This is a genomic window from Paucibacter sp. PLA-PC-4, assembly GCF_026241155.1.
Lineage (GTDB): Bacteria > Pseudomonadota > Gammaproteobacteria > Burkholderiales > Burkholderiaceae_C > Roseateles_E.
In genome coordinates, this window is sequence record NZ_JAPFGP010000002.1 from 359,918 (window position 1) to 385,964 (window position 26,047).

General features: G+C 65.6%; 23 protein-coding genes. 15 read left to right on the forward strand and 8 right to left on the reverse strand.

Annotated elements, in window-relative coordinates; all coding sequences use genetic code 11:
- Positions 1-11 precede the first annotated feature (11 nt).
- From OOZ63_RS04615 to OOZ63_RS04630, 4 genes are all read right to left on the reverse strand, one after another.
- A complete protein-coding gene (locus OOZ63_RS04615) occupies positions 12-446 on the reverse strand; it encodes a universal stress protein (protein WP_266004184.1) in 435 nt (144 codons plus the stop codon).
- A gap of 94 nt (positions 447-540) precedes the next feature.
- The gene (locus tag OOZ63_RS04620) at positions 541-1,386 is read right to left on the reverse strand and encodes a sulfurtransferase (RefSeq protein WP_266004185.1); all 846 of its coding nucleotides are present in this window, start codon (positions 1,384-1,386) and stop codon (positions 541-543) included.
- On the reverse strand, positions 1,383-2,276 hold the full coding sequence (locus tag OOZ63_RS04625; protein WP_266004187.1) for a DMT family transporter: 894 nt from the start codon (positions 2,274-2,276) through the stop codon (positions 1,383-1,385). Before OOZ63_RS04625 ends, OOZ63_RS04620 begins: the two co-directional genes overlap by 4 nt.
- An 84-nt stretch (positions 2,277-2,360) precedes the next feature.
- Complete coding sequence (locus OOZ63_RS04630; RefSeq protein WP_266004190.1) at positions 2,361-3,476, reverse strand: aromatic ring-hydroxylating oxygenase subunit alpha; 1,116 nt, start codon at positions 3,474-3,476, stop codon at positions 2,361-2,363.
- A 329-nt stretch (positions 3,477-3,805) separates the two neighbouring features.
- Here OOZ63_RS04630 and OOZ63_RS04635 point away from each other — a divergent pair, with 329 nt between their 5' ends.
- From OOZ63_RS04635 to dxs, 3 genes are read left to right on the forward strand one after another with little or no spacing between them, the layout of a single operon-like run.
- Positions 3,806-4,060, forward strand: a complete 255-nt coding sequence (locus OOZ63_RS04635; RefSeq protein WP_266004191.1) for an exodeoxyribonuclease VII small subunit — start codon at positions 3,806-3,808, stop codon at positions 4,058-4,060.
- Entirely contained in the window at positions 4,045-4,950 is a 906-nt protein-coding gene (locus OOZ63_RS04640; RefSeq protein WP_266004193.1) for a polyprenyl synthetase family protein, read from the forward strand. Before OOZ63_RS04635 ends, OOZ63_RS04640 begins: the two co-directional genes overlap by 16 nt.
- Before the next feature lie 13 nt (positions 4,951-4,963).
- Positions 4,964-6,856, forward strand: coding sequence for a 1-deoxy-D-xylulose-5-phosphate synthase (dxs, locus tag OOZ63_RS04645; RefSeq protein ID WP_266004194.1), 1,893 nt, complete (start codon positions 4,964-4,966; stop codon positions 6,854-6,856).
- Here dxs and OOZ63_RS04650 read toward each other — a convergent pair.
- On the reverse strand, positions 6,853-7,758 hold the full coding sequence (locus tag OOZ63_RS04650; RefSeq protein WP_266004195.1) for a LysR family transcriptional regulator: 906 nt from the start codon (positions 7,756-7,758) through the stop codon (positions 6,853-6,855). The genes dxs and OOZ63_RS04650 overlap by 4 nt on opposite strands.
- A gap of 107 nt (positions 7,759-7,865) precedes the next feature.
- Here OOZ63_RS04650 and lysA point away from each other — a divergent pair, with 107 nt between their 5' ends.
- From lysA to OOZ63_RS04675, 5 genes are all read left to right on the forward strand, one after another.
- Positions 7,866-9,107, forward strand: a complete 1,242-nt coding sequence (lysA, locus tag OOZ63_RS04655; RefSeq protein WP_266004197.1) for a diaminopimelate decarboxylase — start codon at positions 7,866-7,868, stop codon at positions 9,105-9,107.
- Positions 9,108-9,248: 141 nt separating this feature from the next.
- Positions 9,249-9,812 carry an alkyl hydroperoxide reductase subunit C gene (gene ahpC / locus OOZ63_RS04660; protein WP_266004198.1) on the forward strand — a complete coding sequence of 188 codons (564 nt, stop codon included), beginning with the start codon at positions 9,249-9,251 and terminating at the stop codon, positions 9,810-9,812.
- Between the two features lie 160 nt (positions 9,813-9,972).
- A complete protein-coding gene (gene ahpF / locus OOZ63_RS04665; protein WP_266004199.1) occupies positions 9,973-11,526 on the forward strand; it encodes an alkyl hydroperoxide reductase subunit F in 1,554 nt (517 codons plus the stop codon).
- Positions 11,527-11,662: 136 nt separating this feature from the next.
- A complete protein-coding gene (locus tag OOZ63_RS04670; RefSeq protein WP_266004200.1) occupies positions 11,663-11,932 on the forward strand; it encodes a MoaD/ThiS family protein in 270 nt (89 codons plus the stop codon).
- Positions 11,933-11,937: 5 nt separating this feature from the next.
- Entirely contained in the window at positions 11,938-13,023 is a 1,086-nt protein-coding gene (locus tag OOZ63_RS04675; protein WP_266004202.1) for a WD40/YVTN/BNR-like repeat-containing protein, read from the forward strand.
- Here OOZ63_RS04675 and OOZ63_RS04680 read toward each other — a convergent pair.
- Complete coding sequence (locus tag OOZ63_RS04680) at positions 13,002-13,727, reverse strand: pseudouridine synthase (RefSeq protein ID WP_266004204.1); 726 nt, start codon at positions 13,725-13,727, stop codon at positions 13,002-13,004. The two genes, OOZ63_RS04675 and OOZ63_RS04680, sit on opposite strands and share 22 nt — an antisense overlap.
- Before the next feature lie 187 nt (positions 13,728-13,914).
- Here OOZ63_RS04680 and OOZ63_RS04685 point away from each other — a divergent pair, with 187 nt between their 5' ends.
- Positions 13,915-14,046, forward strand: coding sequence for a hypothetical protein (locus tag OOZ63_RS04685; protein ID WP_262969680.1), 132 nt, complete (start codon positions 13,915-13,917; stop codon positions 14,044-14,046).
- Here OOZ63_RS04685 and OOZ63_RS04690 read toward each other — a convergent pair.
- Together OOZ63_RS04690 and OOZ63_RS04695 are read right to left on the reverse strand one after the other, a co-directional pair.
- On the reverse strand, positions 14,039-14,437 hold the full coding sequence (locus OOZ63_RS04690) for a YchJ family protein (RefSeq protein WP_266004293.1): 399 nt from the start codon (positions 14,435-14,437) through the stop codon (positions 14,039-14,041). The genes OOZ63_RS04685 and OOZ63_RS04690 overlap by 8 nt on opposite strands.
- A 5-nt stretch (positions 14,438-14,442) precedes the next feature.
- On the reverse strand, positions 14,443-15,399 hold the full coding sequence (locus tag OOZ63_RS04695; RefSeq protein WP_266004205.1) for a bifunctional helix-turn-helix transcriptional regulator/GNAT family N-acetyltransferase: 957 nt from the start codon (positions 15,397-15,399) through the stop codon (positions 14,443-14,445).
- 64 nt (positions 15,400-15,463) lie between these two features.
- Here OOZ63_RS04695 and OOZ63_RS04700 point away from each other — a divergent pair, with 64 nt between their 5' ends.
- The 6 genes from OOZ63_RS04700 (at position 15,464) to OOZ63_RS04725 (ending at position 25,693) form a co-directional block, all read left to right on the forward strand.
- Positions 15,464-17,866 (forward strand): UvrD-helicase domain-containing protein, encoded by a 2,403-nt coding sequence (locus OOZ63_RS04700; protein ID WP_266004207.1) that lies wholly within the window; start codon positions 15,464-15,466, stop codon positions 17,864-17,866.
- A gap of 158 nt (positions 17,867-18,024) precedes the next feature.
- Entirely contained in the window at positions 18,025-19,887 is a 1,863-nt protein-coding gene (locus OOZ63_RS04705) for a PhoX family protein (protein ID WP_266004208.1), read from the forward strand.
- Positions 19,888-20,045: 158 nt separating this feature from the next.
- The gene (locus OOZ63_RS04710; RefSeq protein ID WP_266004209.1) at positions 20,046-22,250 is read left to right on the forward strand and encodes a PhoX family protein; all 2,205 of its coding nucleotides are present in this window, start codon (positions 20,046-20,048) and stop codon (positions 22,248-22,250) included.
- A 530-nt stretch (positions 22,251-22,780) separates the two neighbouring features.
- On the forward strand, positions 22,781-24,697 hold the full coding sequence (locus OOZ63_RS04715; protein ID WP_266004210.1) for a hypothetical protein: 1,917 nt from the start codon (positions 22,781-22,783) through the stop codon (positions 24,695-24,697).
- 132 nt (positions 24,698-24,829) lie between these two features.
- On the forward strand, positions 24,830-25,369 hold the full coding sequence (locus tag OOZ63_RS04720) for a hypothetical protein (RefSeq protein WP_266004211.1): 540 nt from the start codon (positions 24,830-24,832) through the stop codon (positions 25,367-25,369).
- Between the two features lie 147 nt (positions 25,370-25,516).
- Positions 25,517-25,693, forward strand: a complete 177-nt coding sequence (locus tag OOZ63_RS04725) for a hypothetical protein (RefSeq protein ID WP_266004212.1) — start codon at positions 25,517-25,519, stop codon at positions 25,691-25,693.
- Positions 25,694-26,047 lie beyond the last annotated feature (354 nt).

A 26,047-nucleotide genomic window follows, 5' to 3' on the forward strand; every position in this document is an offset into this window, starting at 1 on the left:
TGCCTGGGGCCTTAGCGAACGACCAGCACCGGGATCGTGCAATGGGTCAATAGCTTTTGGGTTTCGCTGCCCAGCAGCATGGCCTGAAAGCCGCGTCGGCCGTGCGAGGCCATCACGACCAGATCGGCCTCATGCGTCTTGGCATGCTCGATCACCGCCTCCCACGCGTGCAGGGCTTCGACCGTGTGGCCCTCGCAGGGCACGCCTGCGGCCTCGGCCGCGGCCACGACATCCCGGACCCGGGCACTGGCGATGCGTTCCTGGGCGTCGAAGAACTCCTGCGGCGGGGTCGGCTGCATTTCAGAGACGGCGCTGTAGGGGAAGGGCTCCTTGACGCTGACCGCATAGAGGCGGGCGCCGTGGATCTTGGCCAGCTGGACTGCAGTGTCAACGGCCTTGACCGTGATCTCGGAGCCGTCGGTCGGGACAATGATGCGCTTGAACATGGCGATCCTCCTTGTGCCTGGCACCCCGGGGTTCGGGGACGGGCTGATCTTGCCTCGCCGCGCCGTGCTTGTCTTGCGCTATCTCAAGCTGGTCTCATCCCAGGGCCACCGGGCGCCGAGAGTCGGACGACCATTCGCTCCATGAACCTGGGTAGAGCGCTGACCCGGCCAGGCCCGCATGCGCCATCGCCAGCAGGTTGTGGCAGGCGGTGACGCCGGAGCCGCACTGGTGTACGGTCTGGGCCGGCGCAAAGGGCGCCAGCAGGGCGCTGAACTCCCGCCGCAGCTGCTCGGCCGGCAGGAACAGGCCATCGGGCCCCAGATTGCTCTTGAACAGGCGGTTGCTGGCGCCTGGAATGTGGCCGGCCTTGGCGTCCAGCGGCTCGACCTCGCCCCGAAAGCGCTCGCCGGCACGGGCATCGATCAGGCGCACCCGCCCCAGGCTGGCATGCAAGCGATCGGCGTCCAGCACATGCACCAGCGGCGCGGCGGGCCTGAAATCGCCGGCGCGCTGCGCTGGCAACTGCGTGCTCAGTGCGCCGGCCGAGGCCAGCCAGGCTTGCAAGCCGCCGTCGAGCACGGCCACATCGGCATGGCCCAGCCATTGCAACATCCACCAGGCGCGTGCCGCATACATTCCGCCCTGGGCGTCGTAGCAGACCACCTGGCTGTCATGCCTCAGGCCCAATGCTGCCAGCCGATCGGCAAAGGCCTGGCGCTCGGGCAGGGGGTGGCGGCCGTTGTTCCCAGTCTTGGCAGCGCTGAGATCGCGGTCCAGATGCAGATAGTGGGCGCCGGGCAGATGGCCTTGCGCATAGGCGCGCTCGCCGGCGACGGTGTCGGCCAGATCGAAGCTCAGATCCAGCAGCAGGACGGGGCGCTCGGCCTGGGCCAGCAGCGCTTGCAGTTGCAGTGCGGAAACAAGGGTGTGATAGCTCATGATTCTGTGACCGAATGTTGGCTGTCCTTGGGGGTGCTGCGGGCCCGCAGCAAGGTGGCGGCCAGGCCGGCCGCGATGATCAGTGTCATGCCAGCCAGTGCCGTCCAAGTGATCGCGTCGCGGAACAGCAGCGCGCCGTAGATGAAGGAGAACACGATGCCCAGGTACTGCAGACTGGCATTGACCAGCGTACTGCCCCGGCCGTAGGCGCGCGTCATCATCAGCTGGGCCGTGGTGGCCAGCAGGCCCACGGCCAGCAACAGGGCCGCGCCTTCGAGGCTGTGGGCGTGTAGCTCGCCGAAACCGAGGGTGCCCAGCGCGCCAGCCAGCACGCCGCCCAGCGAAAAGTAGAACACGATGCGGTCTTCCGGCTCGCCGGCCCGGCCCAGCGAGGTGACCTGCAGATAGGCCAGAGCCGACAACATGCCCGAGAGCAGGCCGGCCAGGCCGTGCCAGAGCTGCTGCTGGTCCAGCGTCGGCCGCAGCACCAGGGCCACACCGACAAAGCCCAAGAGCACCGCGCCAACCAGGCGGCCGTCGACCCGGGCGCTGCCCAGCATCACCGCACCGCCGATCAGGAACAGCGCCATCCAGACCGAGGACATGTAGTTCAGCGTCATCGCGGTGGCCAGCGGCAGCTTGCCGATCGAGTAGAACCAAAGCGACAGCGCCAGCACGCCCGAGAGGCTGCGCCAGAAATGCATGGCCGGTACCCGGGTGCGCAAGGTCTGACCCTGCCAGCGACACAGCGCGGTCATCATCAGCACACCGATCAAGCCCCGATACATGACGATCTCGCTGGCGTCATAGTGCGCGGAAGCGAGCTTGACGCAGACCCCCATCGTGGCGAACAAGAAGGTGGCGCAGATCATCAACAAGGGGGCGGACATCGGCACATTGTCGCGTCAGACACAGAAAAAACGCCCCGGCAGCAGGCTGCGCGGGGCGTTTGGCGTATGCAGGAGAAGGCTGCGTCAGCCGGCGAACTTCATTTCGCGGCGGTACCACTCGTGGAAATGCTTCATGCCGTCTTCCATCGGGCTCTGGTAGGGACCAACCTCGTTGTCGCCGCGCTCCATCAGCGCGCGCCTGCCCTGGTCCATGCGCAGCGCGATCTCGTCGTCCTCGACACAGGTTTCCATGTAGGCGGCCTGCTGGGCCTCGACGAAGTCGCGCTCGAAGGCGGCGATCTCTTCGGGGTAGTAGAACTCGACGATATTGGTGGTCTTTTGCGGGCCCTTGGGGTGCAGGGTCGAGACCACCAGCACGTGCGGGTACCACTCCACCATGATGTGCGGGTAGTAGGTCAGCCAGATCGCGCCCTGCTTGGGCGGTGCGCCGCTGCCGAACTGCAGCACCTGCTCATGCCATTTGGCATAGGTGCTCGAGCCGGGCTTGCTGAGCGCTTGCTTGATGCCCACGGTCTGCACCGAATGGTGGCGACCGAACTCCCAGGCCAGGTCCTCACAGCTGACGAACTGACCCAGGCCCGGGTGGAAGGGGCCGACGTGGTAGTCCTCTAGATAGACCTCGATAAAGGTCTTCCAGTTGTAGTCGCACTCATGGACATGGACCTTGTCCAGCACATAGCCGGCGAAGTCGAGTTGGCCGGCGGTGCCAAGCTTGGCCAGTGATGCGGCCACATCATGGCCGTTGTCCTCGAACAGCAGGCCGTTCCACTCGCGGATCTTGTAGCGGTTCAGGTTCAGGCAGGGGTCCTGCTCGAAATGCGGCGCGCCGATCAGCTCGCCCTTCAAGTCATAGGTCCAGCGGTGCAGCGGGCAGACGATGTTGCTGCGGGTGTTGCCACGTCCGCGCAGCATCACCGCCTGGCGATGCCGGCAGACATTGGACAGCAGCTCAATGCCTTGCGGCGTGCGCACCAGCGCGCGGCCCTCGCCCTCCTGGGGCAGGGCGTAGTGGTCGCCGACCTCGGGCACGGCCAGCGCGTGTCCGAGATAGCGCGGGCCGTGCTGGAAGATCAGTTCCTGCTCCCTGCGGAACAGGCCCTCATCGAAGTAGGACGTAACAGGCAGCTGAGTTTTGGCGCTGCGTTCAAGAACCGAGAGAGTGAGGCTCAGGTCGGACATGATCCAAGAGGGTCTCCAAGAAACCAATGTCAACCCCCCGGCTCGTTGCCGTGCGCAGCCCAGGGCTGCGAGCGTGAGACCGGGTTTGTGTCAAAAAAGCCCGGTGTTGCCGGGCTCGGGAGGGGCACGCTGCCACGCCATGCTGGCCGGGAGCGAGGGGCGCATTGTACCCAGCTCGGTGCGTGCCCGCCTTGAGCTTGCGCAATGAAGGTAAAGAGCGGGTAAAGGCAAGCTTGGAGGCCGTTGCTGTGGCGAGCAGCTGACAGCCCTTTGGGGGAGGATAAGCACCGAGGGTTGACCCCACTACAATGGCCGTTTCGCGTTTTGAAATGACCAAGACCTCTGCCGCCACCAAAAAAGCACCCGCTGTGGATACGGTTTCAGCAAGTTACGAGCAGGCGCTCGTTGAACTGGAACGTTTGGTAGCCTCCATGGAGGCGGGTCAGTTGCCGCTCGATCAACTGCTCGACAGTTATCGGCGTGGCGCGGAGTTGCTTGGTTTCTGCCGCACTCGACTGCAGGCCGTAGAACAACAAGTCAAGGTTCTGGAGGGTGGGGAGTTGAAACCATGGGAGGACTCTTAAGCGTGGATGCCGGAGTTTTTGAACAATGGGTGCAGCGTTCGCTGTGCTCTTATGAAGAATCATTGGACGCCTGGGTGCCCGAATCGGCTCCGGCCGGACTTGGTGTGGCCATGCGCTATGCAGTGCTGGAAGGCGGCAAGCGCCTGCGTCCCTTGCTGGTGCTCGCCGCATGCGATGCGGTGCAGGGCGAGCCCGAGGCGGCGATGCGGGCGGCCTGTGCGGTTGAACTGATCCATGCCTATTCGCTGGTGCATGACGACATGCCCTGCATGGATAACGATGTGATGCGCCGCGGCAAGCCGACCGTGCATGTGGCCTTCGGCGAAGCCCAGGCCATGCTGGCCGGCGATGCGATGCAGGCCCTGGCCTTCGAGGTATTGACGCCCGACAGTGGCGTGGCGCCGGCCCTGCAGGCGCGACTGTGCGCACTGCTGGCGCGAGCCTCGGGCCATGCCGGCATGGCCGGCGGCCAGGCCATTGATCTGGCCAGTATCGGCAAGACGCTTGACGAGCGCTCGCTGCGCGATATGCACCGACGCAAAACGGGCGTGCTGCTCCAGGCCAGTGTTTTGATGGGGGCTGCTTGTGGCGCGACGACCCCGACGGCCTGGGAAGGGCTGGCCAAGTATGGCGCCGCCATTGGCCTGGCGTTCCAAGTGGTGGACGACATTCTTGATGTGACGCAAGATTCCGAAGTGCTCGGCAAGACGGCTGGGAAGGACCAGGACGCCAACAAGCCGACTTATGTGTCTGTGCTGGGTCTGGACGCGGCGCGTCGCTATGCAGACGCGCTGCGCGACGAGGCACACCAGGCCTTGATCATGAGCGGCCTGCCGAACACGGCTTGGTTGAGCCTGCTGGCCGACAAAGTCGTTGAGCGCTACAACTGAGCTGGGGAACACCATGAATCAGGCCCTGCTGAACCAGATCAACAGCCCCGCCGATCTGCGCCGCCTGCCGCGCACCGATCTGGCTCGCGTGGCCGATGAGTTGCGCGCTTTTGTGCTGGACTCAGTGTCCAAGACCGGCGGCCATCTGGGCTCGAATCTGGGCACGGTCGAGCTGACCGTGGCCCTGCACTACGTGTTCAACACTCCGCAGGACCGCTTGGTCTGGGATGTGGGTCACCAGACCTACCCCCACAAGATTCTGACCGGCAGGCGCGACCGCATGGGTACGCTGCGCCAGCTCGACGGCATCAGCGGCTTTCCGCGCCGCGACGAGAGCGAGTACGACACCTTCGGCACCGGCCACTCCAGCACCTCGATTTCCGCGGCGCACGGTATGGCGATGGCCGCCAAGCTCAAGGGTGAAGACCGCAAGGTCGTCGCCATCATCGGCGATGGTTCGATGACGGCCGGTATGGCCTTCGAAGCGCTCAACAATGCCGGCGTCGCCCATGGCGGCCTGCTCGGCGATGTTCTGGTGATTCTGAACGACAACGATATGTCGATCAGCCCGCCGGTCGGTGCGCTGAACAAGTATCTGGCGCGGCTGATGAGCGGCAAGTTCTATACGACCGCGCGCGAAGGCGCCAAGTCGGTGCTGAAGAACACCCCGCTGTATGAGTTCGCGCGGCGCTTCGAGGAGCACACCAAGGGCATGGTCGTGCCGGGCACGATCTTCGAGGAGTTCGGCTTCAACTATGTCGGCCCCATCGACGGCCATGACCTCGATTCGCTGATTCCCACGCTGGAGAACCTGCGCGGCAAGAAGGGCCCGCAGTTCCTGCATGTGGTGACCAAGAAGGGTCAGGGCTACAAGCTGGCCGAGGCGGACCCGGTCAAGTACCACGCGGCTTCGGCGAAGTTCGATCCGGCGGTGGGCTTTGTCAAGCCCGCTTCGCCGCCCAAGCCGGCTTTCATGCATATCTTTGGTGACTGGCTGTGCGACATGGCCGAGTTGGACAAGCGCCTGGTCGGCATCACGCCGGCGATGCGCGAAGGCTCAGGCATGGTGGACTTCCACAAGCGCTTCCCAACCCGCTATTACGATGTCGGCATTGCCGAGCAGCACTCGGTTACCTTTGCGGCCGGCCTGGCCTGCGAGGGGCTCAAGCCGGTGGTGGCGATCTACTCGACCTTCTTGCAGCGTGCGTATGACCAGATGGTGCACGATGTGGCGATCCAGAATCTGCCGGTGCTGTTCGCGCTAGACCGTGCAGGTTTGGTCGGCGGGGATGGCGCCACCCATGCCGGCAACTACGACATCGCCTACACCCGCTGCATCCCGAACATGGCCATCCTGACCCCGGCCGACGAGAACGAGTGCCGTCAAGCCTTGTTCACCGGCTTCCAGCATGCGGGGCCGGCCACAGTGCGGTACCCGCGCGGCTCGGGTGCTGGCGTCGAGGTGCAAAAGGCTATGCAGGCTCTGCCCTGGGGCAAGGGCGAGGTGCGCCGTCGCGGCTCGCGCATCGCCATCTTGAGCTTCGGCACCTTGCTCTATCCGGCCTTGAAAGCGGCCGAGAGCCTGGATGCGACGGTAGCGAATATGCGTTTCGTGAAACCCCTGGATCATGAATTGGTTGCCGAGCTGGCACGCAACCATGATGCGCTGGTGACGGTGGAGGATGGCTGCCTGATGGGCGGTGCCGGCTCTGCCGTGCTTGAGTCGCTGCAGGCGGCTGGTCTGAACGTGCCCGTGCTGCAGCTGGGTCTGCCCGATGAATTTGTCGAGCATGGTGACCCGGCCAAGCTGATGGCCATGTGCGGGCTGGATGCCGCCGGTATCGAGCAGAGCATTCTGAAGCGCTTCGGTGCACGGCCCACGCTGGCCCGGGCCGCCAACAGCTAAGCAGGCAGCCGGTCTTGCAGCGCGGCCGCGTGGCTGCGCAGACAGCCCAGCAGCGCCGCTACCAGCGGCTGGGCGGGGCGGTACTGAGGCAACAGCGCGCTGACGCGAAACGGTACCGACACCGCGAACCGCCGCAGTTGCAGGCCTGGCCCGGCGCAGGCCAGCGCCGTCAACGGGTTGACGATGGCCAGTCCCAGGCCGGCCTGCACCATCGCGCAGACGGCCGCCGCGCTGTGCGTCTCGATGGCCAAGCGGCGCCGCACGCCGGCCGCCGCAAAAATCGTATCGAGTTCAAGCCGGTAGGGATCCTCGCTTGAGAGGCTGACGAAGCCCTGGCCCTCAAAGTCGCCCGGTGCGAGCACGGTCTTGGCCAACAGCCTGTGACCGGCTGGCAGCACACAGACCTCGTCGCCTTGCCACAGCGGCTCCAAGCGCGTGCCGGCCGCCGCCTGGGCCTGCTCGCTGAGGCCCAGATCGAAGCGCTGGGCCGTCATCCACTCCTCCAGCAGCGGCGACTCCTGCGGCGTGATCGACAGCTCCGCAGCCGGGTGATGCTGCAAAAAGGCGGCGCAAGCGCCGGGCAGCAGCGCATGGCTCAGGGCCGGCAGGCACAGCACTGCGAGCCGGGTCTGCTCGGCCCGTCCCAACTGGGCCGCGCGCTCGGTGACCCGGTGCAGGCCCTGATAGCTGCGTTCGACCTCGTCGAACAAGGCCAGCGCGCGGGCGGTGGCGCGCAGCCGGCCCTGCTGGCGCTCGAACAGCTCATAGCCCAGCAACTGCTCCATGCGGGCCAACTCGCGGCTGACGGTGGGCTGGGAGCTGTGCAGCAAGGTGGCCGCCCCGGTGACGCTGCCCGCCGTCATCACGGCACGGAACACCTCGATATGGCGATGGGTCAACATCAGCAAACCATATCAGGATTGAGTGGGTATTGGAAATGAAAGCATTTGAATGAATGAATGAGCGCTGGCATGCTGCCCTTCGTATCACGACTGCCTGCGAGCACGCCATGCCCCGTTCCCATTCCGCCTCCCTGCTCTGGTCCCTGGCCGAGCGCTTCGGCACGCCTTTGTGGGTGTATGACTCAGCGGTGATCTGCCAGCGCATTGCCGCGCTGAAGGCTTTCGACACCGTGCGCTTCGCCCAGAAAGCCTGCTCCAACACCCATGTGCTGCGTCTGATGCGCGAGCAGGGTGTCAAGGTCGATGCGGTGTCGCGCGGCGAGATCTTGCGCGCGCTGAAGGCCGGGTTCGAGCCGGGCGGCGACGAGATCGTTTTCACCGCCGACCTCTTGGACCGGGAGACGCTGGCCACGGTGGTCGAGCACCGCGTGCCGGTCAATGCGGGCTCGATTGATATGCTGGGTCAGCTCGGCGCCGTATCGCCGGGCCATCCGGTGTGGCTGCGCATCAACCCCGGTTTCGGCCACGGCCACAGCAACAAGACCAATACCGGTGGCGAACACAGCAAGCACGGCATCTGGCATACAGAGTTGGGCGCGGCACTGGCGGCCATCAAGAGCCATGGCCTGAAGCTGATTGGCCTGCACATGCACATCGGCTCGGGCGTCGACTACAGCCATCTGAGCCAGGTCTGCGGCGCGATGGTCGAGCTGGTGCGCCAGGCCAGTGCGGCCGGCCATGATCTGCTGGCCATCTCGGCCGGCGGCGGCCTGTCCATTCCCTACCGGGACGGCGAGGCGGTGATCGACACCGCCCACTACTTCGGTCTCTGGGACGCCGCGCGCAAGCAGGCCGAGGGGATTGTTGGCCACGCGTTGGGGCTGGAGATCGAGCCGGGCCGCTTCCTGGTGGCCGAGTCCGGTCTGCTCCTCACCGAGGTGCGTGCCACCAAGAATGCCGGCAGCAATCACTTCGTGCTGGTCGACGCTGGCTTCAATGAGCTGATGCGCCCTGCCATGTATGGCAGCTATCACGCGATGAGTCTGCTGGCCAAGGACGGGCAGCCGCGCCCCAGCCGACCCACCGTGGTGGCCGGCCCGCTGTGCGAGTCGGGCGATGTGTTCACCCAGGAGGATGGCGGTGTGGTCGTGCCGCGCGAGCTGGCGCAAGCCCAGGTCGGCGACTTGCTGGTGATCCATGACACCGGGGCCTATGGCGCCTCGATGTCCAGCAACTACAACAGCCGGCCGCTGATCGCGGAGCTGATGGTAGACGGCGAAGACCCGGCCTCGGCCCGGCTGATCCGGCGCCGCCAGACGGTCGAGGAACTGCTGGCACTTGAGAGTTGATGTTGCTATCGCACATTTTTAGTGCAATAGCCTTTATCAATAGGCTCAGGCAATGACTCCGATTTGATTAATCAAAACTAAGGGCCGATAGGGACCGATATGATTCAGTCCATTCCCATCCACCCTTAGCGGAGTTTTCCCATGTCTTTGATCAACACCCAAGTCCAACCGTTCAAGGCCCAGGCTTTCCACAACGGCAAGTTTGTTGAAGTGACCGAAGCGTCGCTCAAGGGCAAGTGGTCGGTCCTGATCTTCATGCCGGCTGCCTTCACCTTCAACTGCCCGACCGAAGTGGAAGACGCGGCAGAGCACTACGCCGAGTTCCAGAAGGCCGATACCGAGGTCTACATCGTCACGACCGACACTCACTTCTCGCACAAGGTTTGGCACGAAACTTCGCCGGCCGTCGGCAAGGCCAAGTTCCCGCTGGTCGGCGACCCGACCCATGCGCTGACCAATGCCTTCGGCGTGCACATCCCGGAAGAGGGCCTGGCGCTGCGCGGCACCTTCGTGATCAACCCGGACGGCGTGATCAAGACCGCCGAGATTCACTCCAACGAGATCGCCCGCGACGTCAAGGAAACCCTGCGTAAGCTCAAGGCTGCCCAGTACACCGCCAAGAACCCTGGCCAGGTCTGCCCTGCCAAGTGGAACGAAGGCGCCAAGACCATCGCCCCGTCGCTGGACCTGGTCGGCAAGATCTAAAGCGCTTGCGCTGACTTGATCGGCAAGAAAACCGCAGGCCCGGGAGGGCTTGCGGTACCCCCACGGCTCAGACAGCCCCGCTGAAAACGCCCCCGGTCTCCTCGGGCGTTTTCAGAGTGGCATGCCCCGCCACGCCTGAAAACAGCAAAGGATGACCATCATGTTGGACGACAGCCTGAAGACCCAGCTCAAGAGCTATCTGGAGCGCGTCACGCAGCCCTTCGAAATCGAAGCCTCGCTGGACGATTCCGCCAGCGCGCAGGAGCTGCTGGCCCTGCTGCAGGACATTGACGCCATGTCCGACATGATCACGCTAAAGACTGACGGCCAGGATGCCCGCAAGCCGTCGTTCAGCCTCAAGCGCACCGGTACGCAGCAAAGCCTTCGCTTCGCCGCCATCCCGCTGGGCCATGAGTTCACCTCCCTGGTGCTGGCCCTGCTGTGGACTGGTGGCCATCCGCCCAAGGTGGAGCCCGAGGTGATTGAGCAGATCAAGGCCCTGGACGGCGACTACGCCTTCGAGGTCTATATGTCGCTGACCTGCCACAACTGCCCGGACGTGGTGCAGGCGCTGTCTCTGATGTCGGTGCTCAACCCCCAGGTCAAGACAGTCGTCATCGACGGCGGACTGTTCCAGGACGAGGTCAATGGTCGAGAAATCATGGCCGTGCCCAGCGTCTGGCTGAACGGTTCGCCCTTCGGCTCGGGCCGCATGACGGTCGAGGAGATCGTCGCCAAGCTCGACACTGGTGCGGCGGACAAAGATGCCGCCAAGCTGTCGGCCAAGGAGGCGTTCGATGTGCTGGTCGTCGGTGGCGGCCCGGCCGGCGCGGCCGCGGCTGTCTATGCGGCGCGCAAGGGCATCCGTACCGGCATCGCGGCCGAGCGCTTCGGTGGCCAAGTCAACGATACGCTGGCCATCGAGAACTACATCTCGGTGCTGGAGACCGATGGCCCCAAGTTCGCGATGAGCCTGGAGGCCCATGTGAAGGCCTACGGCGTCGACGTGATGAACCTGCAGCGCGGCGACAAGCTCATCCCGGCCAGCGTGCCCGGCGGTCCCATCGAAGTGCAGCTGGCCAATGGCGGCTCGCTCAAGAGCAAGACGGTGATCCTGTCGACCGGCGCGCGCTGGAGGAACGTCAATGTGCCCGGCGAGCAGGAGTACAAGAACAAGGGCGTGGCCTACTGCCCGCATTGCGACGGCCCGTTGTTCAAGGGCAAGCGCGTTGCGGTGATCGGCGGGGGCAATTCCGGTGTTGAGGCCGCGATTGATCTGGCCGGTATCGTCGCCCATGTCACGCTGCTGGAATTCGGAGATCAGCTGCGTGCCGATGCGGTGCTGGTCAGAAAGCTGGAAAGCCTGGCCAATGTCACCATCATCAAGCAGGCCCAGACCAGCGAGTTCACCGGGGCGGCCGGCAAGCTCAACGGCCTGAACTACATCGATCGAGCCAGCGGTGAGGCCAAGCGCATCGAGCTCGAAGGCGTGTTCGTGCAGATCGGCCTGGTCCCCAATACCGAGTGGCTCAAGGGCGTGGTCGAGCTCAGCAAGCACGGCGAGATCATCGTCGACGCCAAGGGTCAGACCTCGGTGCCCGGCGTGTTCGCCGCCGGCGATGCGACCACCGTGCCCTTCAAGCAGATCATCATCGCCGCCGGCGATGGTGCGAAGGCGGCGCTGGGGGCTTTTGACCACCTTATGCGCAGCTGATCGGGCAGCGTCGCCATCTGGCCAGGCGCGGCGCTCACGACGTTTGAACCGTGCCTGTTTCGACCGCTGCGCCGCGCTTTTTTCTAGCGATCTTCCCTGTTGCCCCAAGCGGGCCATGGGCTGCACCATGCGGCCCATGGCCCGTGTTCATTTCACTCCCCAGCTGCGCCGCTTTGTCGATGCGCCCGAGGTTAAAACCAATGCCGCCAACTTGCGCGAGGCGCTGGAGGCTGCGTTTGTGTTGAACCCTCGGCTGCGCGGCTATGTGCTGGACGAGCAGGGCCATTTGCGTGCCAATGTCACGATCTTCATCGATGGTCGGCGGCTGCGCGATCTGCAGGCCCTCAGCGATGTGCTGGGGCCGGCCAGCCAGGTCCATGTGTTTCAAGCCCTGTCCGGAGGTTAGTCGCCATGAGTCATGCAGCCAGTCATCGCGCCTGGGTCGCCACCCGCAAAGGCCTGTTCGAGCTGCGCCACAGCGGCCGTCATTGGCAGATCGCGCAGATCAGCTTTCTGGCCGAGCCGGTCAGCATGCTGCTGCCGCCGCCACCCGGTGGCGGGCGCATGTTTGCGGCGCTGAACCTGGGACATTTCGGCACCAAGCTGCAAGGCTCCGACGATGGCGGTAAAACCTGGACCGAGCTGTCCGTGCCGAGCTACCCGCCCCAGCCCGAGGGGGCCGAAGGCCCGGCCTGGAAGCTGCAGCAGATCTGGTCGCTGGAGCGGGTGGGCAGCACCTTGTGGGCCGGTACCAACCCCGGTGGCTTGTTTCGCAGCGATGACGAGGGTGCGAGCTGGCGGCTGGTCGAGTCGCTATGGGGACGGCCCGAGCGCCTGGAGTGGTTTGGCGGTGGCTACGACTCGCCGGGCATCCACTCGATCTGCCCCTATCCCGGCCGGCCCGAGGAGCTGCTGCTGGGCATCTCCTGCGGCGGAGCCTGGCGCACGACTGACGGCGCCGCGAACTGGGATCTGCGTGCTGCCGGCATGCGTGCCGACTTCATGCCGCCTGAGCGCCTGGACGAGCAGAACATCCAGGACCCGCACCGCATCCAGCGCTGCGCCGGAGCGCCCGAGGTGCTGTGGTGCCAGCATCACTGTGGCATCTGGCGCTCGGTCGACAACGGCGCCTCCTGGCAGGAGCTCAAGGCCCGGCCCTCCAGTTTCGGCTTCGCGGTGGCGGCCCATCCGCAGGATCCGGGCACGGCTTGGTTCGTGCCGGCCGTCAAGGACGAGCAGCGCGTGCCGGTCGATGCCGCGCTGTGCGTGACCCGCACCCGCGATGGCGGCAAGAGCTTCGAGGTCTTGCGCGAGGGCCTGCCGCAAACCCATTGCTACGAGCTGATCTACCGCCATGGGCTGGCGGTGGACGACAGTGGAGAGCGCCTGCTGATGGGCAGCACCACCGGCGGCCTGTGGGCCAGTGATGATGCCGGCGGGCGCTGGGCCGAGGTCTCGCGCGGGCTGCCGCCGATCTATGCGCTGCGTTTTGGCTGATCGACGAGCCAGTCGCCGCGCTCGCGCAGGGCATGCCACTCCGGCCCAGGCGGCGCCCGCAGGCACAGCGCCTCGCCGCTGATCGGGTGGCTGAAGCGCAGCTCCAGCCCGTGCAGCCAGAGCCGCTGCAGACCGAGGAAGCCGGCCACCGCGCGGTTTAACGGGCCCTTGCCATGGGTGGCGTCGCCGATGATGGGGTGGGCGATGTGCTTCAGATGGCGGCGGATCTGGTGGCGCCGACCGCTTTCGGGATGGGCTTCGACCAGCGCATAGCGGCTGCTCGGGAATCGGGCATCGGCGGCCAAGGGCCACTCCACCCGGGCCAGCCGCTGCCAGCCGGTGCGTGCGGGCAGCAGTTGCTGGCCGGCCGAGGCGCGCTCGGGGTCTCGAGCCAGTGCATGGTCGATCAGCCCTTGTTCGGTCGGCCAGCCGCGCACCAGGGCCAGATAGCGCTTTTTCATCGCGCCGCTCTCAAAGGCCTGGCCCAGCAGCGAGGCCGTTTCGCCGGACAGCGCGAACAGCAGCAGGCCCGAGGTGCCCTTGTCCAGCCGGTGAGCCGGCCAGACGGGGCGGCCCAACTGGTCGCGCAGCATCTGCAGCGCAAAGCGCTGCTCCTGGGCATCCAGCGCGGTGCGGTGCACCAGCAGGCCGGGCGGCTTGTCGATGGCGACGAGGTGTTCGTCGATGTGGAGGATCTGCAACATCAAGTGGCGTGATGGAGTGCGCGCTTGTCCCCGGCTTGCGGGGCAAAGGGCATTGATTTGGGCGAGAAACGGTCGCTTACTAGGATTAACCCCAAAAGGGGGGAATGACAGCGAGGAGGGTCCTCGAAAGAATTCTGTCATCGCTTGTGCTCATCATCGATCTACCGCCAGCCCCCTGGAGTTCACCATGCCGCAAATCCTGCCCGTCGGACACCGCTCGCTGCTTGCCTCGGCCCGGGCCTGGCTGCTGCAAAAACTGGGTCGCGAGCCCGAGGCCTGGCCGCCGCGTCAGCGCGTGACCCGCTCCCTGCTCAGCTGAGTTCACCGTCTAGGTAGTACCAGGCGCCGTGCTCGCGCACGAAGCGGCTGTTTTCCTGCAGGCGATGGGCGCGGCCGCCCAGCTTGCTGCGGGCGACGAACGCCACCGTCGCATGGTCGGCGTCCTGCCGCAGATGGTCCCTGACTTCGAGGCCCAGCCATTTGAGCCCCGGCTCATCGGGCAGCAGCGCCGCCGGTCGGGTGTCGGCATGCCAGCTGGCCAGCAAATAGCCACTCAGGCCGCGCACATAGGCGCTGTAGCGGGAGCGCATCAAGGCCTCGGCGTCGGGCGCTAGCAGGCCCTGGCCGGCGGCAAAAGCGGCGTGCCAGCGGCCACAGCAGTCTTGATAGTTCGAAGTCTTGCCGCAAGGGCAGTGGTCATTGGCGGCCATGCTCGTCATTTCAGATCCAGCTCCCAGGTCTCTGCGAGCTGATCATGCCCGAAGCTGTGATGCGGCTCGCTGTGCATCAGCCGGTAGCCCTCGGCCTGGTAGATGCCCCGGGCGGCGGCGAGCAGGCTGTTGGTCCACAGCGTGATCTGCCGGTAGCCGGCTTCCCGCGCGAAGGCCGTGCAGGCCCGCACCAACTGCCGCCCTAGGCCCAGACCGCGCGCCTCGGGCTCGACCAGCAGCAGGCGAAGCTGGGCCACGCCGGGCCGCTCGGTGCCCTGCTCGTCGCGGGCCTGGACCAGGAAGACGCAGCCCAGGCGCTGGTCTTCGCCGTCCTCGTGTTCGGCAATCCAGCCCCGCTCGCGGTGTGGCTGCCACTGCTCGACGAACTGCGCGGCGATGCGGGCCACCATGGCCTCGAAGCTCAGATCCCAGCCGAACTCCCGCGCGTAGAGGGCGCCGTGGCGTGACACCACCCAGCCCAGATCCCCGGGCACCAGCGCACGCAGCCTGGGGCTCGCAGTGGGGCCGCCCTCCAGCAAGTGCTGCACCTCGCTCATGGCCCGCAACAGCCGCGCCTGCTGGGCGCTGTTGAGCTTGCCCAGCATCTCGGCCGTTTGCGTCTGCGAGCCTTGTTCCAGCGGTGCGAAGGCGCGCCGACCGGCCGCCGTCAGGCTCAGCAGACTCTGGCGCGCATCGGCCGGGTTGGCGCGGGCCTTGATCAGGCCGCGCTCGCGCAGGCCGCGCAGCAGCCGGCTCAGATAACCGCCGTCCAGGCGCAGCTCACGGCTGAGTTCGACGGCGCTGAGCTGGGGCTGGTGCGCCAACTCCCACAGAACGCGGGCCTCGGTCAGTGAGAACTCGCTATGGGCCAGGCCCTCGTCGAGTACGCCGATGCGGCGCGTGTAGAAGCGGTTGAAGGCGCGCACGGCGCCGGCGGGCTCGATCAGGCTTGGCGCATCCATGATGCCGATCTTCGACCAGATACTTGCTTTTGGCAAGTATCTGGTCGCCAACTAGAATGCAGTGATGAGTGAGCATCCCCAAGACGAGTTGTTCGCGCCGCCGCCTGAGGCCGCTGGCGGACTGTTGAAGAACCTCAATCCCGAGCAGTACGCGGCCGTCACCGCGCCGGCCGAGCCGGCCCTGATCCTGGCTGGCGCCGGCTCGGGCAAGACCCGGGTGCTGACCACGCGCATCGCTTGGCTTATGCAGACGGGCCAGGTCTCGCCCGGCGGCGTGATGGCGGTGACTTTCACGAACAAGGCATCCAAGGAGATGCAGACACGTTTGTCTGCGATGCTGCCGGTGAATGTGCGCGGCATGTGGATCGGCACCTTCCATGGTTTGTGCAACCGGTTCTTGCGCGCCCACTGGAAACTGGCCGGTCTGCCGCAGGGCTTCCAGATCCTCGATTCCAGCGACACGGTCTCGGCGATCAAGCGGGTGATCAAGGCGATGAAACTGGACGAGGAGCGCTTTGTTCCCAAGCAGGTCAGCTGGTTCATCGCCGGTGCTAAAGAGGACGGGCTGCGCCCGAAGGACATCGAGGCCTTTGACGAGCAGATGAAGACCCAGGTCTTGATCTACCAGGCCTTCGAGGACCAGTGCGCCCGCGAAGGCGTGGTCGACTTCGCCGAGCTGATGCTGCGCTCCTACGAGCTGATGCGCGACAACCAGGCGGTGCGCGAGCATTACCAGCGCCGCTTCCATCACATCCTGGTCGATGAGTTCCAGGACACCAACAAGCTGCAATACGCCTGGCTCAAGATGTTCGCGCCACCGGGGCGGGGTCAATCGGTGTTGGCGGTCGGCGACGACGACCAGAGCATCTACGCGTTTCGCGGCGCGCGGGTCGGCAATATGGCCGACTTCGAGCGCGAGTATCGGGTCAAGCGTGTGATCAAACTGGAGCAGAACTACCGCAGCTTCGGCAACATTCTGGATTCGGCCAATGAGTTGATCAGCCGCAACACCAAACGTTTGGGCAAGGACCTGCGCACCGACGCCGGCCCCGGCGAGCCGGTGCGGGTCTACGAGGCGGCCAGCGATTTCGCCGAGGCGCAGTGGCTGATCGAGGAGGCTCAGGCCATGCATCGCGGCGGCATCGAGCGCAAGGAAATCGCCGTGCTCTACCGCAGCAATGCGCAGTCGCGGGTGATCGAGTCGGCGCTGTTCAATGCCGGCATTCCTTATCGCGTCTATGGCGGCCTGCGCTTTTTCGAGCGGGCCGAGGTCAAGCATGCGCTGTCCTATCTGCGCCTCTTGGAGAACCCGAACGACGACACCAGCTTTCTTCGCGTCGTCAACTTCCCGACGCGCGGCATCGGCGCGCGCGCAATCGAGCTCCTGCAGGACGCGGCCCGCGCCTCCGGGCGCAGCCTCTACCAGAGCGTCAGTGCGGTGGCCGGCAAAGCAGGCAGCAATCTGCAGGGCTTCACCGCGCTGATCGACTCGACTCGCAACCTGACGCAAGGCCTGACGCTGCGCGAGATCATTGAGCAGATCCTGGAGGTGTCCGGCCTCAGCGAGTTCTACCGCAACGACAAGGACGGCGCGGAGCGGCTGGAGAATCTGGGCGAACTCATCAACGCGGCCGAGGCTTTCGTGACGCAGGAGGGCTTCGGCAAGGATGCGGTCGCGCTGCCGGTGGACGAGTTGTCGCCGGGTGCGATTGCCCAGGGACTGCCGGCCGCAGTGGCTGCGGCCAACTTCACGCCCGATGCCGAGACCGGCGAGATCATGTCGCCGCTTGCCGCCTTTCTGACCCATGCCTCGCTGGAGGCGGGCGACAACCAGGCTCAGGCCGGCCAGGACGCGGTGCAGCTGATGACCGTGCACTCTGCCAAAGGTCTGGAGTTCGATGCGGTCTTCATCACGGGCCTGGAAGAGGGCCTGTTCCCGCATGAGAACTCGCTGTCAGACAGCGACGGTCTGGAGGAAGAGCGTCGCCTGATGTATGTGGCAATCACGCGGGCGCGCCAGCGCCTGTACCTGTGCTTCAGCCAGACCCGCATGCTGCACGGCCAAACCCGCTACAACGTCAAGAGCCGCTTCTTCGACGAACTGCCCGAGGCCGCGCTGAAATGGCTGACGCCTCGCAACCAGGGCTTTGGCTCGGGCTTTGCGAAGGAGTACCAGGATGCATGGTCGCGCGGCTCGGGGCTGAAGTCCATGGTCGGCGCCGGTCGTGTCAATCACGAGAAGGCCGCCTGGGCCCAACCGCCCGTGCCCCCCTCGATGCAGAAGAAGGAAGACAAGGAACACGGCGGCCTGAAGGTCGGCAAGGGCGTGTTCCACACCAAGTTCGGTGAGGGTGTGCTGGTGACCTTGGAGGGCAGCGGCCAGGATGCACGGGCTCAGGTCAATTTCGGGCGGCACGGCATGAAGTGGCTGGCCTTGAGCGTGGCCAAGCTGACGCCCATCGACTGATCGGGGGGCGCTGAGCGCACAGTGCAGCCCCCGGCGGCGCGGGGATGTGCGGGCTTGTGCGGGGAAGTTACAGGTACGTCATCGGCAGGACATGGCTCGGTCATCGCGGCGGCCTAGGCTGCCGCGCTTCCTGTTGTCACTTCCGAGGAGTGCTTGAAATGTCCCATTTGACCGACCGATTCCGCGCCGAATTTGCCGCCGCCCAAGACCGTGCCGAACTGCAGTCCGTGCCCGGCCAGATGTTCGAGGAGGTGCTGGCCCAGGCCCAGGTGCAGCGCCGCAGCCTGCTGCGCGGCAGCTTGGGAGCGTCCATCACGGCCGCCTTCGGCTCGGGCCTGCTGGCGGCCTGCGGTGGCGGTGACGATGATGTCCTGCCGACCCCACCGGTCACCCCGACTCCCACGCCTGTGAGCTATGACGTCGGCTTCAAGCGGGTTGCGGCGGCCATCGGCGACGGTGTCTTCGTGCCCGAGGGCTACACGGTGGATGTGCTGTTTTCGGCCGGTGATGCAGTCGTCGCCGGCGCCACCCCGTTCACCGGCAGCTATCTGACCTCGGCACAGACCGAGCAGATCGCCGGCGGCAACCATGACGGCATGCACTTCTTCGAGCTGCCCGGCGTCGATCCGCTCAAGGGTGGCCTGCTGGCGATGAACCACGAGGCTCCCGATGCCCAGATTCTCGCCGCCGACACCAGCTATGACCCCGCCACCGCCAGTGCCGAGCGCAAAAAGATCGTACTGTCTTCGGTGGGCGTGTCCGTCATCGAGGTGGAGCTGACCGGCGGCAAGTGGACCGTCAAGAAGAACTCGGCCTACAACAAGCGCTACACCGGCAACAGCCTCTACAAGGTCAGCGGCCCGGCCGCCAGCGTGGTCGGCGCCACTGTGGTTGGCACACTCAACAACTGTGCCAGCGGTCCCACCCCTTGGGGCACGTACCTGACCTGCGAGGAAACCACCGACAACTATCTGGATCCGACCCAGCCCGCCACCGGCTATGGCTGGGTGGTCGAGATCGACCCGCGCGGCGAGCTCACCGGCCAGCCGGTCAAGCGCACCGCGCTGGGCCGCTTCGATCACGAGAACACCGCCTTCGCACTGGACGCCGACAACACGATGGCCCTGTACATGGGCGACGACGGCACGCCGGGCTGCATCTACAAATTCGTCCCCACAGCCAAGTACAACCCCAGTGATCGCGCCTCCAACAGTGGCCTGCTGGACAACGGCGTCCTGTACGCTGCCAAGTTCAATGCCGACGGTACTGGCAGCTGGGTGGCGCTGGTCCAGGGGCAGAACGGCCTTGTCGCCGGTGCCGCCGATCCGGGCAACTTCACGCAAAGCGCCACCGCTCCGGCCCCGAGCAAGATCGACTTCCTGAGCCAGGCCGATGTGCTGATCAACACCAAGGCTGCCGCCCGCGTGGCCGGCGCGACCCTGATGGATCGACCCGAATGGATCACGGTCGCCCCGGACAAGAAGGTCTATTGCACGTTAACCAACAACGGTGGTCGCCAGATCACAGATGCGGCCAACCCGCGCAAGAACAACTCGCATGGCCATATCGTCCGCTGGACCGAGGACGGCGGCACGGTTGGCGCCAAGACCTTCAAGTGGGAGGTCTTCCTGCTGGCCGGCGATTCGCGCCTGGCCGCCGACAATCTGAAGGGCAATATCAACGGCGACACCTTCTCCAGCCCCGACGGCCTGCGTGTCGACCCCAAGGGCCGTCTGTGGGTGCAGACCGATGCCGGCACCGGCAGCTCGATCACCAACACCTTCGGCAACAACGCGATGTACTACATCGACCAGACGACGAAGGCCTCGACTCGCTTCCTGGTGGGGCCGAACGGCTGCGAAATCACCGGGCTGGCCTACACTCCGGATCTGACGACCTTTTTCATCAACATCCAGCACCCCACCGGCAACTGGCCTTCGAACGTGCAGGGCAACAGCCTGCCCCCGCGCTCCTCGACCATCGTCGTGAGGCGCAACGACGGCAAGCCAGTCGGCGCCTGAGCCCACGAGGCCATCATCGCGCTGACGGCGCGATGATGGCGGTGCCGCGTGAGACGCTTCGGGAGGCGTGTCACGCGGCTGTCACCGATGCGTCACGAGCGTTTCACCGCCCATGCGCAGACTGCGCTGCTTCAAGCAAGCACCAGAGGCAGTCCCACATGTCCCAAGACACCCGCTACGTCGACCCCGACGAGATCGACCACAACAACAGCGCTAACGAGAGCTTTCAGAGCGTGCTGCAGGCACGTCTGGGGCGCCGCTCCATCCTCCGCGGCGCCATCGGCAGCGCGGCAACGGCGGTGTTCGGCGGCATCACGCTGTCGGCCTGCGGCGGCGGCGATGATGATGAACAAGCACCGTTGAAGCCGCTGGAGAAGCTGGGCTTCAGTGCCGTGGCCAAGAGCCTGGCCGACCAGGTGGTCGTGCCCGCCGGCTACACCGCCAGCGTCATCTATGCGCTGGGTGATCCGCTGACCGCCACTGCCAGCGCCTACAAGAACGACGGCAGCGATGCCGACTTCGACAACCGCGCCGGCGACCATCACGACGGCATGGAGTACTACGGCCTGGCTGCCGACGGCAAGCCCGATGCCAAAGCTTCGACCCGCGGTCTGCTGGTGATGAACCATGAGGCGACCAGCCACAGCGGCAGCGAGCGCGCCTCGGCCTTTGTGCACATCAACGGCGGTACCAACACGCTGCCGCGCCCGGCCACTGAGGTGGACCGTGAAGTGCCGTTGCACGGCGTCTCGGTCGTCGAAGTCAGGAAGAACGGCGCTGCCTTCGCCTATGTGAAGGACTCCGCCTTCAACCGCCGCATCACGCCGCTGACTCCGGTCACGCTGTCCGGCTTTGCTGCCGGGTCGGCACTGATGAAGAGCAAGTTCTCGGCCGACGGCAAGACCGCACGCGGTACCTTGAACAACTGCGGCACTGGCTCCACCCCCTGGGGCACGACGCTGACCGGCGAGGAGAATTGGGCCGGCTACTTCACCCGTGGCGCAGCCGATGATGTGGCACGCGGCAATGACAAGAGCGTCGCCTCGCTCAAGCGCTATGGCCGCAATCAGGGCGCCGCGAGCCGCCACGGCTGGGAGACCGGTGGCGCCGACGACAAGTACGCGCGCTGGGACATTTCGAAGAAGGGCGCTTCCGCCGACGGCAGCGACGACTACCGCAACGAGCTGAACACCTTCGGCTATCTGGTTGAGATCGATCCCTACAGCAAGACCTCGCTGATCAAGAAGCGCACCAGTCTGGGCCGCTTTGCGCATGAGAGCGCGGCTTTCAGCAAGCTGGTCGAAGGCAAACCGTTGGCTGTCTATATGGGTGACGACTCGCGCGGCGAGTACATCTACAAATGGGTATCGGCCGCCAACTGGGCCGCCGCCGACGCCAACCCGGCCGACCGCATCGCCACCGGCGACAAGTATCTGGACGCCGGCAAGCTGTACGTCGCCAAGTTCAACGCCGACGGCACGGGCACGTGGATCGAGCTGGCTATCGGCAACGCCGTCATCAAGGCCGCGACCAACTATGCGTTTGCCGACCAGGCCGATGTGGTGGTCAATGCCCGCCTGGCCGCAGACGCGGTGGGTGCCACCAAGATGGACCGCCCCGAGTGGTGCGCCAGCCATCCGGTCACCGGCGAGGTCTACTTCACGCTGACCAACAACAGCAACCGCACCGTCGCGACGACCGACGCCGCCAACCCGCGTGCCTATGACGACACCAAGGGTGCAAGCACCAAGCAGAGCGGCAATGTCAACGGCCACATCATCCGTGTGGCCGAGGTGGCCGGCGACGCTGCGGCAACCAGCTTCAAATGGGATGTCTATCTGTTCGGCGCCGAGGCCGGCGCCGACAAGGGCCTGGTCAACCTGTCCTCGCTGACTGAAGACCAGGACATGTCCAGCCCCGACGGCCTGTGGTTCAGCCGCGCCAGTGGCCTGTGCTGGATCCAGACCGACGACGGCGCCTTCACAGACAAGAGCAACTGCATGATGCTGGCCGGCATTCCCGGCAGCGTCGGCGACGGCGCCAAGAAGACCCTGGCCTACACCGGCAAGAGCGTCGATACCTATGTCGGCAAGGCGCCGACCGCCGACACGCTCAAGCGCTTCCTGGTCGGCCCCGTCGACTGCGAGATCACCGGCTGCGCCGAGACGCCAGACGGCAAAGCCTTGTTCGTCAACATCCAGCACCCGGGCGAGACTATCACTTCGGCCACGGTGAGCGATCCAGCCAAGTACCTGAGTCACTGGCCCGGCAATGCCGGCTACGGCGCCGGCGGCTCGAACGCCCGTCCGCGCTCGGCCACCATCGTGATCACCAAGAACGACGGTGGGGTGATCGGAAGCTGAGCGGCCCACATCGATTGAAATGAAGAATGCCCTCGGGTCGGGACCCGAGGGCATTCTCGTTTCGTGCACCCAGCATTGAAGGGCACGCCTGCGGGCGCAAGTCCCGTCGTCAGTGGGTTACCTCGAACGAAGTGAAGCGCGCCGGCCGCGCGCCATTCATTTCAGACACTGCAAGCGCGGCACGACCATGTACGGGAGCTGCAGCGCCTGTGCGACCGCCCCGTTCTTGCCACAACGAGTGATGGGCAAGCGTCGCTGCTGGCGGCGCAACAGCGGCAGTGCGCTCGATAGCCTGCTCACTGTCGCGTGGTTCGACCCCCTGGGATTGCCCCAGTTCCCATGACATCAAGCGCTCGAACCACCCGGTGCGGATCCGTATCCAAAGATGGTGTGGCAGGGGGGCTTCTGGAAAAAAGGGACCCAATGCCAATACTGGGCTAATGACCGCAGTTTCCGGCGCTGATGCTGCATTTGTCTAGATGCGCCCTGGCCATACTCGCTGGATCTTTCTGCCCGAGTTGCCGTTCACCATGCTGTTGCCCTCTATTGCTGCCCGCCCGCTGAGTCTCATCGCCGCCCTGTGTCTGCTTGCCTGCGGTGGTGGCGGCGGGGGGGATTCGGGTTCGGATGGCGGTACGACGCCGGCAGCCGATCTGGTGCTCAGCGGCGTGGCCGCAGTCGGGGCGCCGCTGGGCGGCGCTCGCATCAGTGTGGTCGATGCCAAGGGCGCCAGCGTCGGCTCGGCCGTGGCGCACCCGGTCGAGGGCACGTACCGCCTGACCCTGTCAACCCAAAACCCGACGATGCCCCTGCTGCTGCAGGCACGCGGCATGGATGCGTCCGGCCAGCCGCAGGTGCTGCACGGCACCGTGCTGACCGCCGCTGCGACGATGACGGCCCAACTGACCCCGTTGAGCGACGCCGCCGTGGCGCTGGCCCTGGGCACCGACCCGCGACCGGTGTTCGCGAAGGCCGCCGAGAACGCGGCCCTGTTGTCCGGACTGAGTAAGGCCAGCGCCGCCGCCGATTTCTTGAAGACCCTGGTCAAGACCCAAATGACCGAGCTGAAGATCACCGATGCGGCCGCTCTGAACCTGCTGGGCGATGCCGGCTTCGCGGCCGTCAAGAGCAATAGCCAGGATCTCCTGATCGAAAGCCTGCGCATCGGTTTGGTCACGAACAGCAAGGGCGTGGAGCAACTGCAGCTGGGCAACAAGCTTTTGATCAATCAGCCGGCCGAGGTGCTGGTGGATCTCGCAACGGCCAAAACCGAGCTGTCCAAGAGCGCCGACGCGGCGCCAGCCAATGCGATCAGCTCTAGCCTGAAGGCCACCACCGGCGCCGCCAAGGTGCTGCCCGAGCTGTCCACGCTCGACGAGCTGGGCGCGGCGCTGAACAAGCTGATCGCTCAGGGCGCCAGCGCCGCCACCTTTGCCGCCTCCGAGCTGCTAGTCGGCTATGAGGGCCACAACGGCCGCACGCTCGCCGAGCTCTCGACGCAGCTGGCCGGCTATGCGCAGAAGAACTGGCAGTTCGGTCGTTTCCAGCTCAGCGGCTGTGCCGACGATGTAGCGGTGACGGCCGGCTGCAACCGGGTGCTGGTGGCCGCGCCGATCAGCGACAGCAGCGGCACCACAGTCGCGCTGTTCAGCGATGCGGTGGGCCTCACCAAGCCCAAGTGGCTGCTCAAGGGCAATGGCAAGAAGCTCGAATTCAGCCTCCTGCCGGTCTCCTGGCTGGGCCTGGAAGCCAGCGGTGCGCTGTCCAGTGTCGTTGCGCCCTCCAGCAATCCCGGCCTGGGCGTTCAACTGCTGCTGCAGGCGCAGGACAGTGCCGGCACGGCACTGCTCGACAAGGCCACGGTGCAGACCCCTGGCGGTTTCAGCATTCCGCTGGCCTATTGCGGACATCGCTGGCTGTGCATCAGCGCGGCCGCCGGCGCTACCTCAGCCTTGGCCAGCGGCGCGCTGTCTGACACCTTGCTGCAACCCACCAGCCTGGGCTGGCTGGGCGGGGCCGACACACTGCGCGCCGCCCGCTACCTGGCGAGCTACACGCTGGCCGGTACGGCCGAAACCCGCAACAGCTGGCTGCGCGCTGAGCTTCCAGCCAGCGTGCCGGCAGCCTCCCGCCACCCGGCCCTGGACGGCGTCAGCGTGAGCGCCCCGCTGAGCGCCTCCGCCCTGGCCAGCGGCCTGGCACTGAACTGGTCGAGCTGGGCCAACGCCAATCCCGATCTGCGTCTGAGCAGCGTGCGGGCAGTGATCCGCTACAGCGGCAGCTCGGCGATCAACGACTTCACGCCCGCCTTCCCGCCCGCCAGTTCGCTGAGCCTGCCGGCGCTGTCGGCCCAAGCCGGCCAGACGCCGTCGGCCTACGAGCTCTGGCTCACTGCCCAGGACGGCGCGGGGCGGCGGCTGGTGACGCGCTACACGCTGCAGCCCTGAGCGTCGACGCCCGACCCACACTCTTAGGGATGGGCCAGGGCAGGGGGCGCGCCTAGCCTGACTCTGGACACGGCCGAGCATTTGGCGACCGCCAAGGCCTGAGCGCCTGTCTGTCAGCAATGGAGGTGCCCCATGCCCACTCGTCAACTCATGGTTACGCAGATCAAGTGCCTGGATGACACCAGCGAGGGCGGCAGCGATGCCCCCTATCTGATGGTCTTCATGGGGCATCGCAATGTGCCCGGCGGCAAGCTGATCCGCGTGCGCGATCCAGCCTGGGACGGTGCCTTTCTTGCCGGCAAAACGATCAACATGCGGCAGATCGTCAACGAGGCCGAAGCTGGCGGCGCCTTTGTATTCGCCTGGCTGCTAGAAGAGGACTGGGACCCCGACCTCGGCAGCGGCGGCTTCCTTCAGGTGATGATGCAGTCGGTCTGGAATGTCTACGGCGGCAGTGCCTGGGCCAATCTGAACAGCGATCAGCTGCGCTCCATCGTTCGACCCAAGCTGACCGATCTGCTCAAAAGCACGCTGGCGAACGACGAATATCTGGGCTCACACAGCTTCGTCGTGCCCCTGGTGACCACCGAGACCTCGCTGTCTGCGCTGAGCTATAGCGGCGATGGGGGCAGCTACAAGATCACATTCACGGTGCGCATCAAGGGGGGCTGATCCTTCTTGGCCAAAGCCACCCGTTCGCGCCAGCGACGCCTTGCGGCCACGCTTGGGCATTGGAACAGCGCTTCGCACACTTGGTCATGGCCCGCCTTCGTCGCATGGCGTCGCTGCGGTCGTGGGGCCAAGCGCCTGGGTGTGACCGTGTCTACGCTCCAACGCCAGGAGGTGGGGGATCCTGGTGTGAGCATTGGCATCGTGGCGTCATCGCTTCGGCTCGACCGGCGCGACAGCGAACTGCGCAACTTGGCGGCTCCTGAGAACGAGGACTGCGCACTGTCGCTGAACGTGCGTGAGACCACCGAACTTGGCCGGGCATGAGCCCAATCGTGCGCGCAAGCCCGCATTCCTGCCCCAAGTACTTCCTGCGTGTGCGCAGCCGCCGACCAAGCAGGCGCCGAGGTGGGATTGGACTGCCGAAGAAGTCCGGCCAAGGTTATCGGGCGTTCATCTGTGGTTCGCCCGGGCAGGACGCAACACCGGCCAACGCACTTGTTGCAGTGCGAGGTGTTCGGCTTGCATGCTCCCTGGGCCGCGGCCGAGGTGATGATGGCCATGGCAGTCGTCAACGAGTGACAGCACTTTGCTTTGGCGGGGGTAGCGAGCGAGACCGTCAGCGCATAAGCCGAGCGTATCGATAGGCCAGAGCCTATAGGCCAGCGCAGTACATTCGAT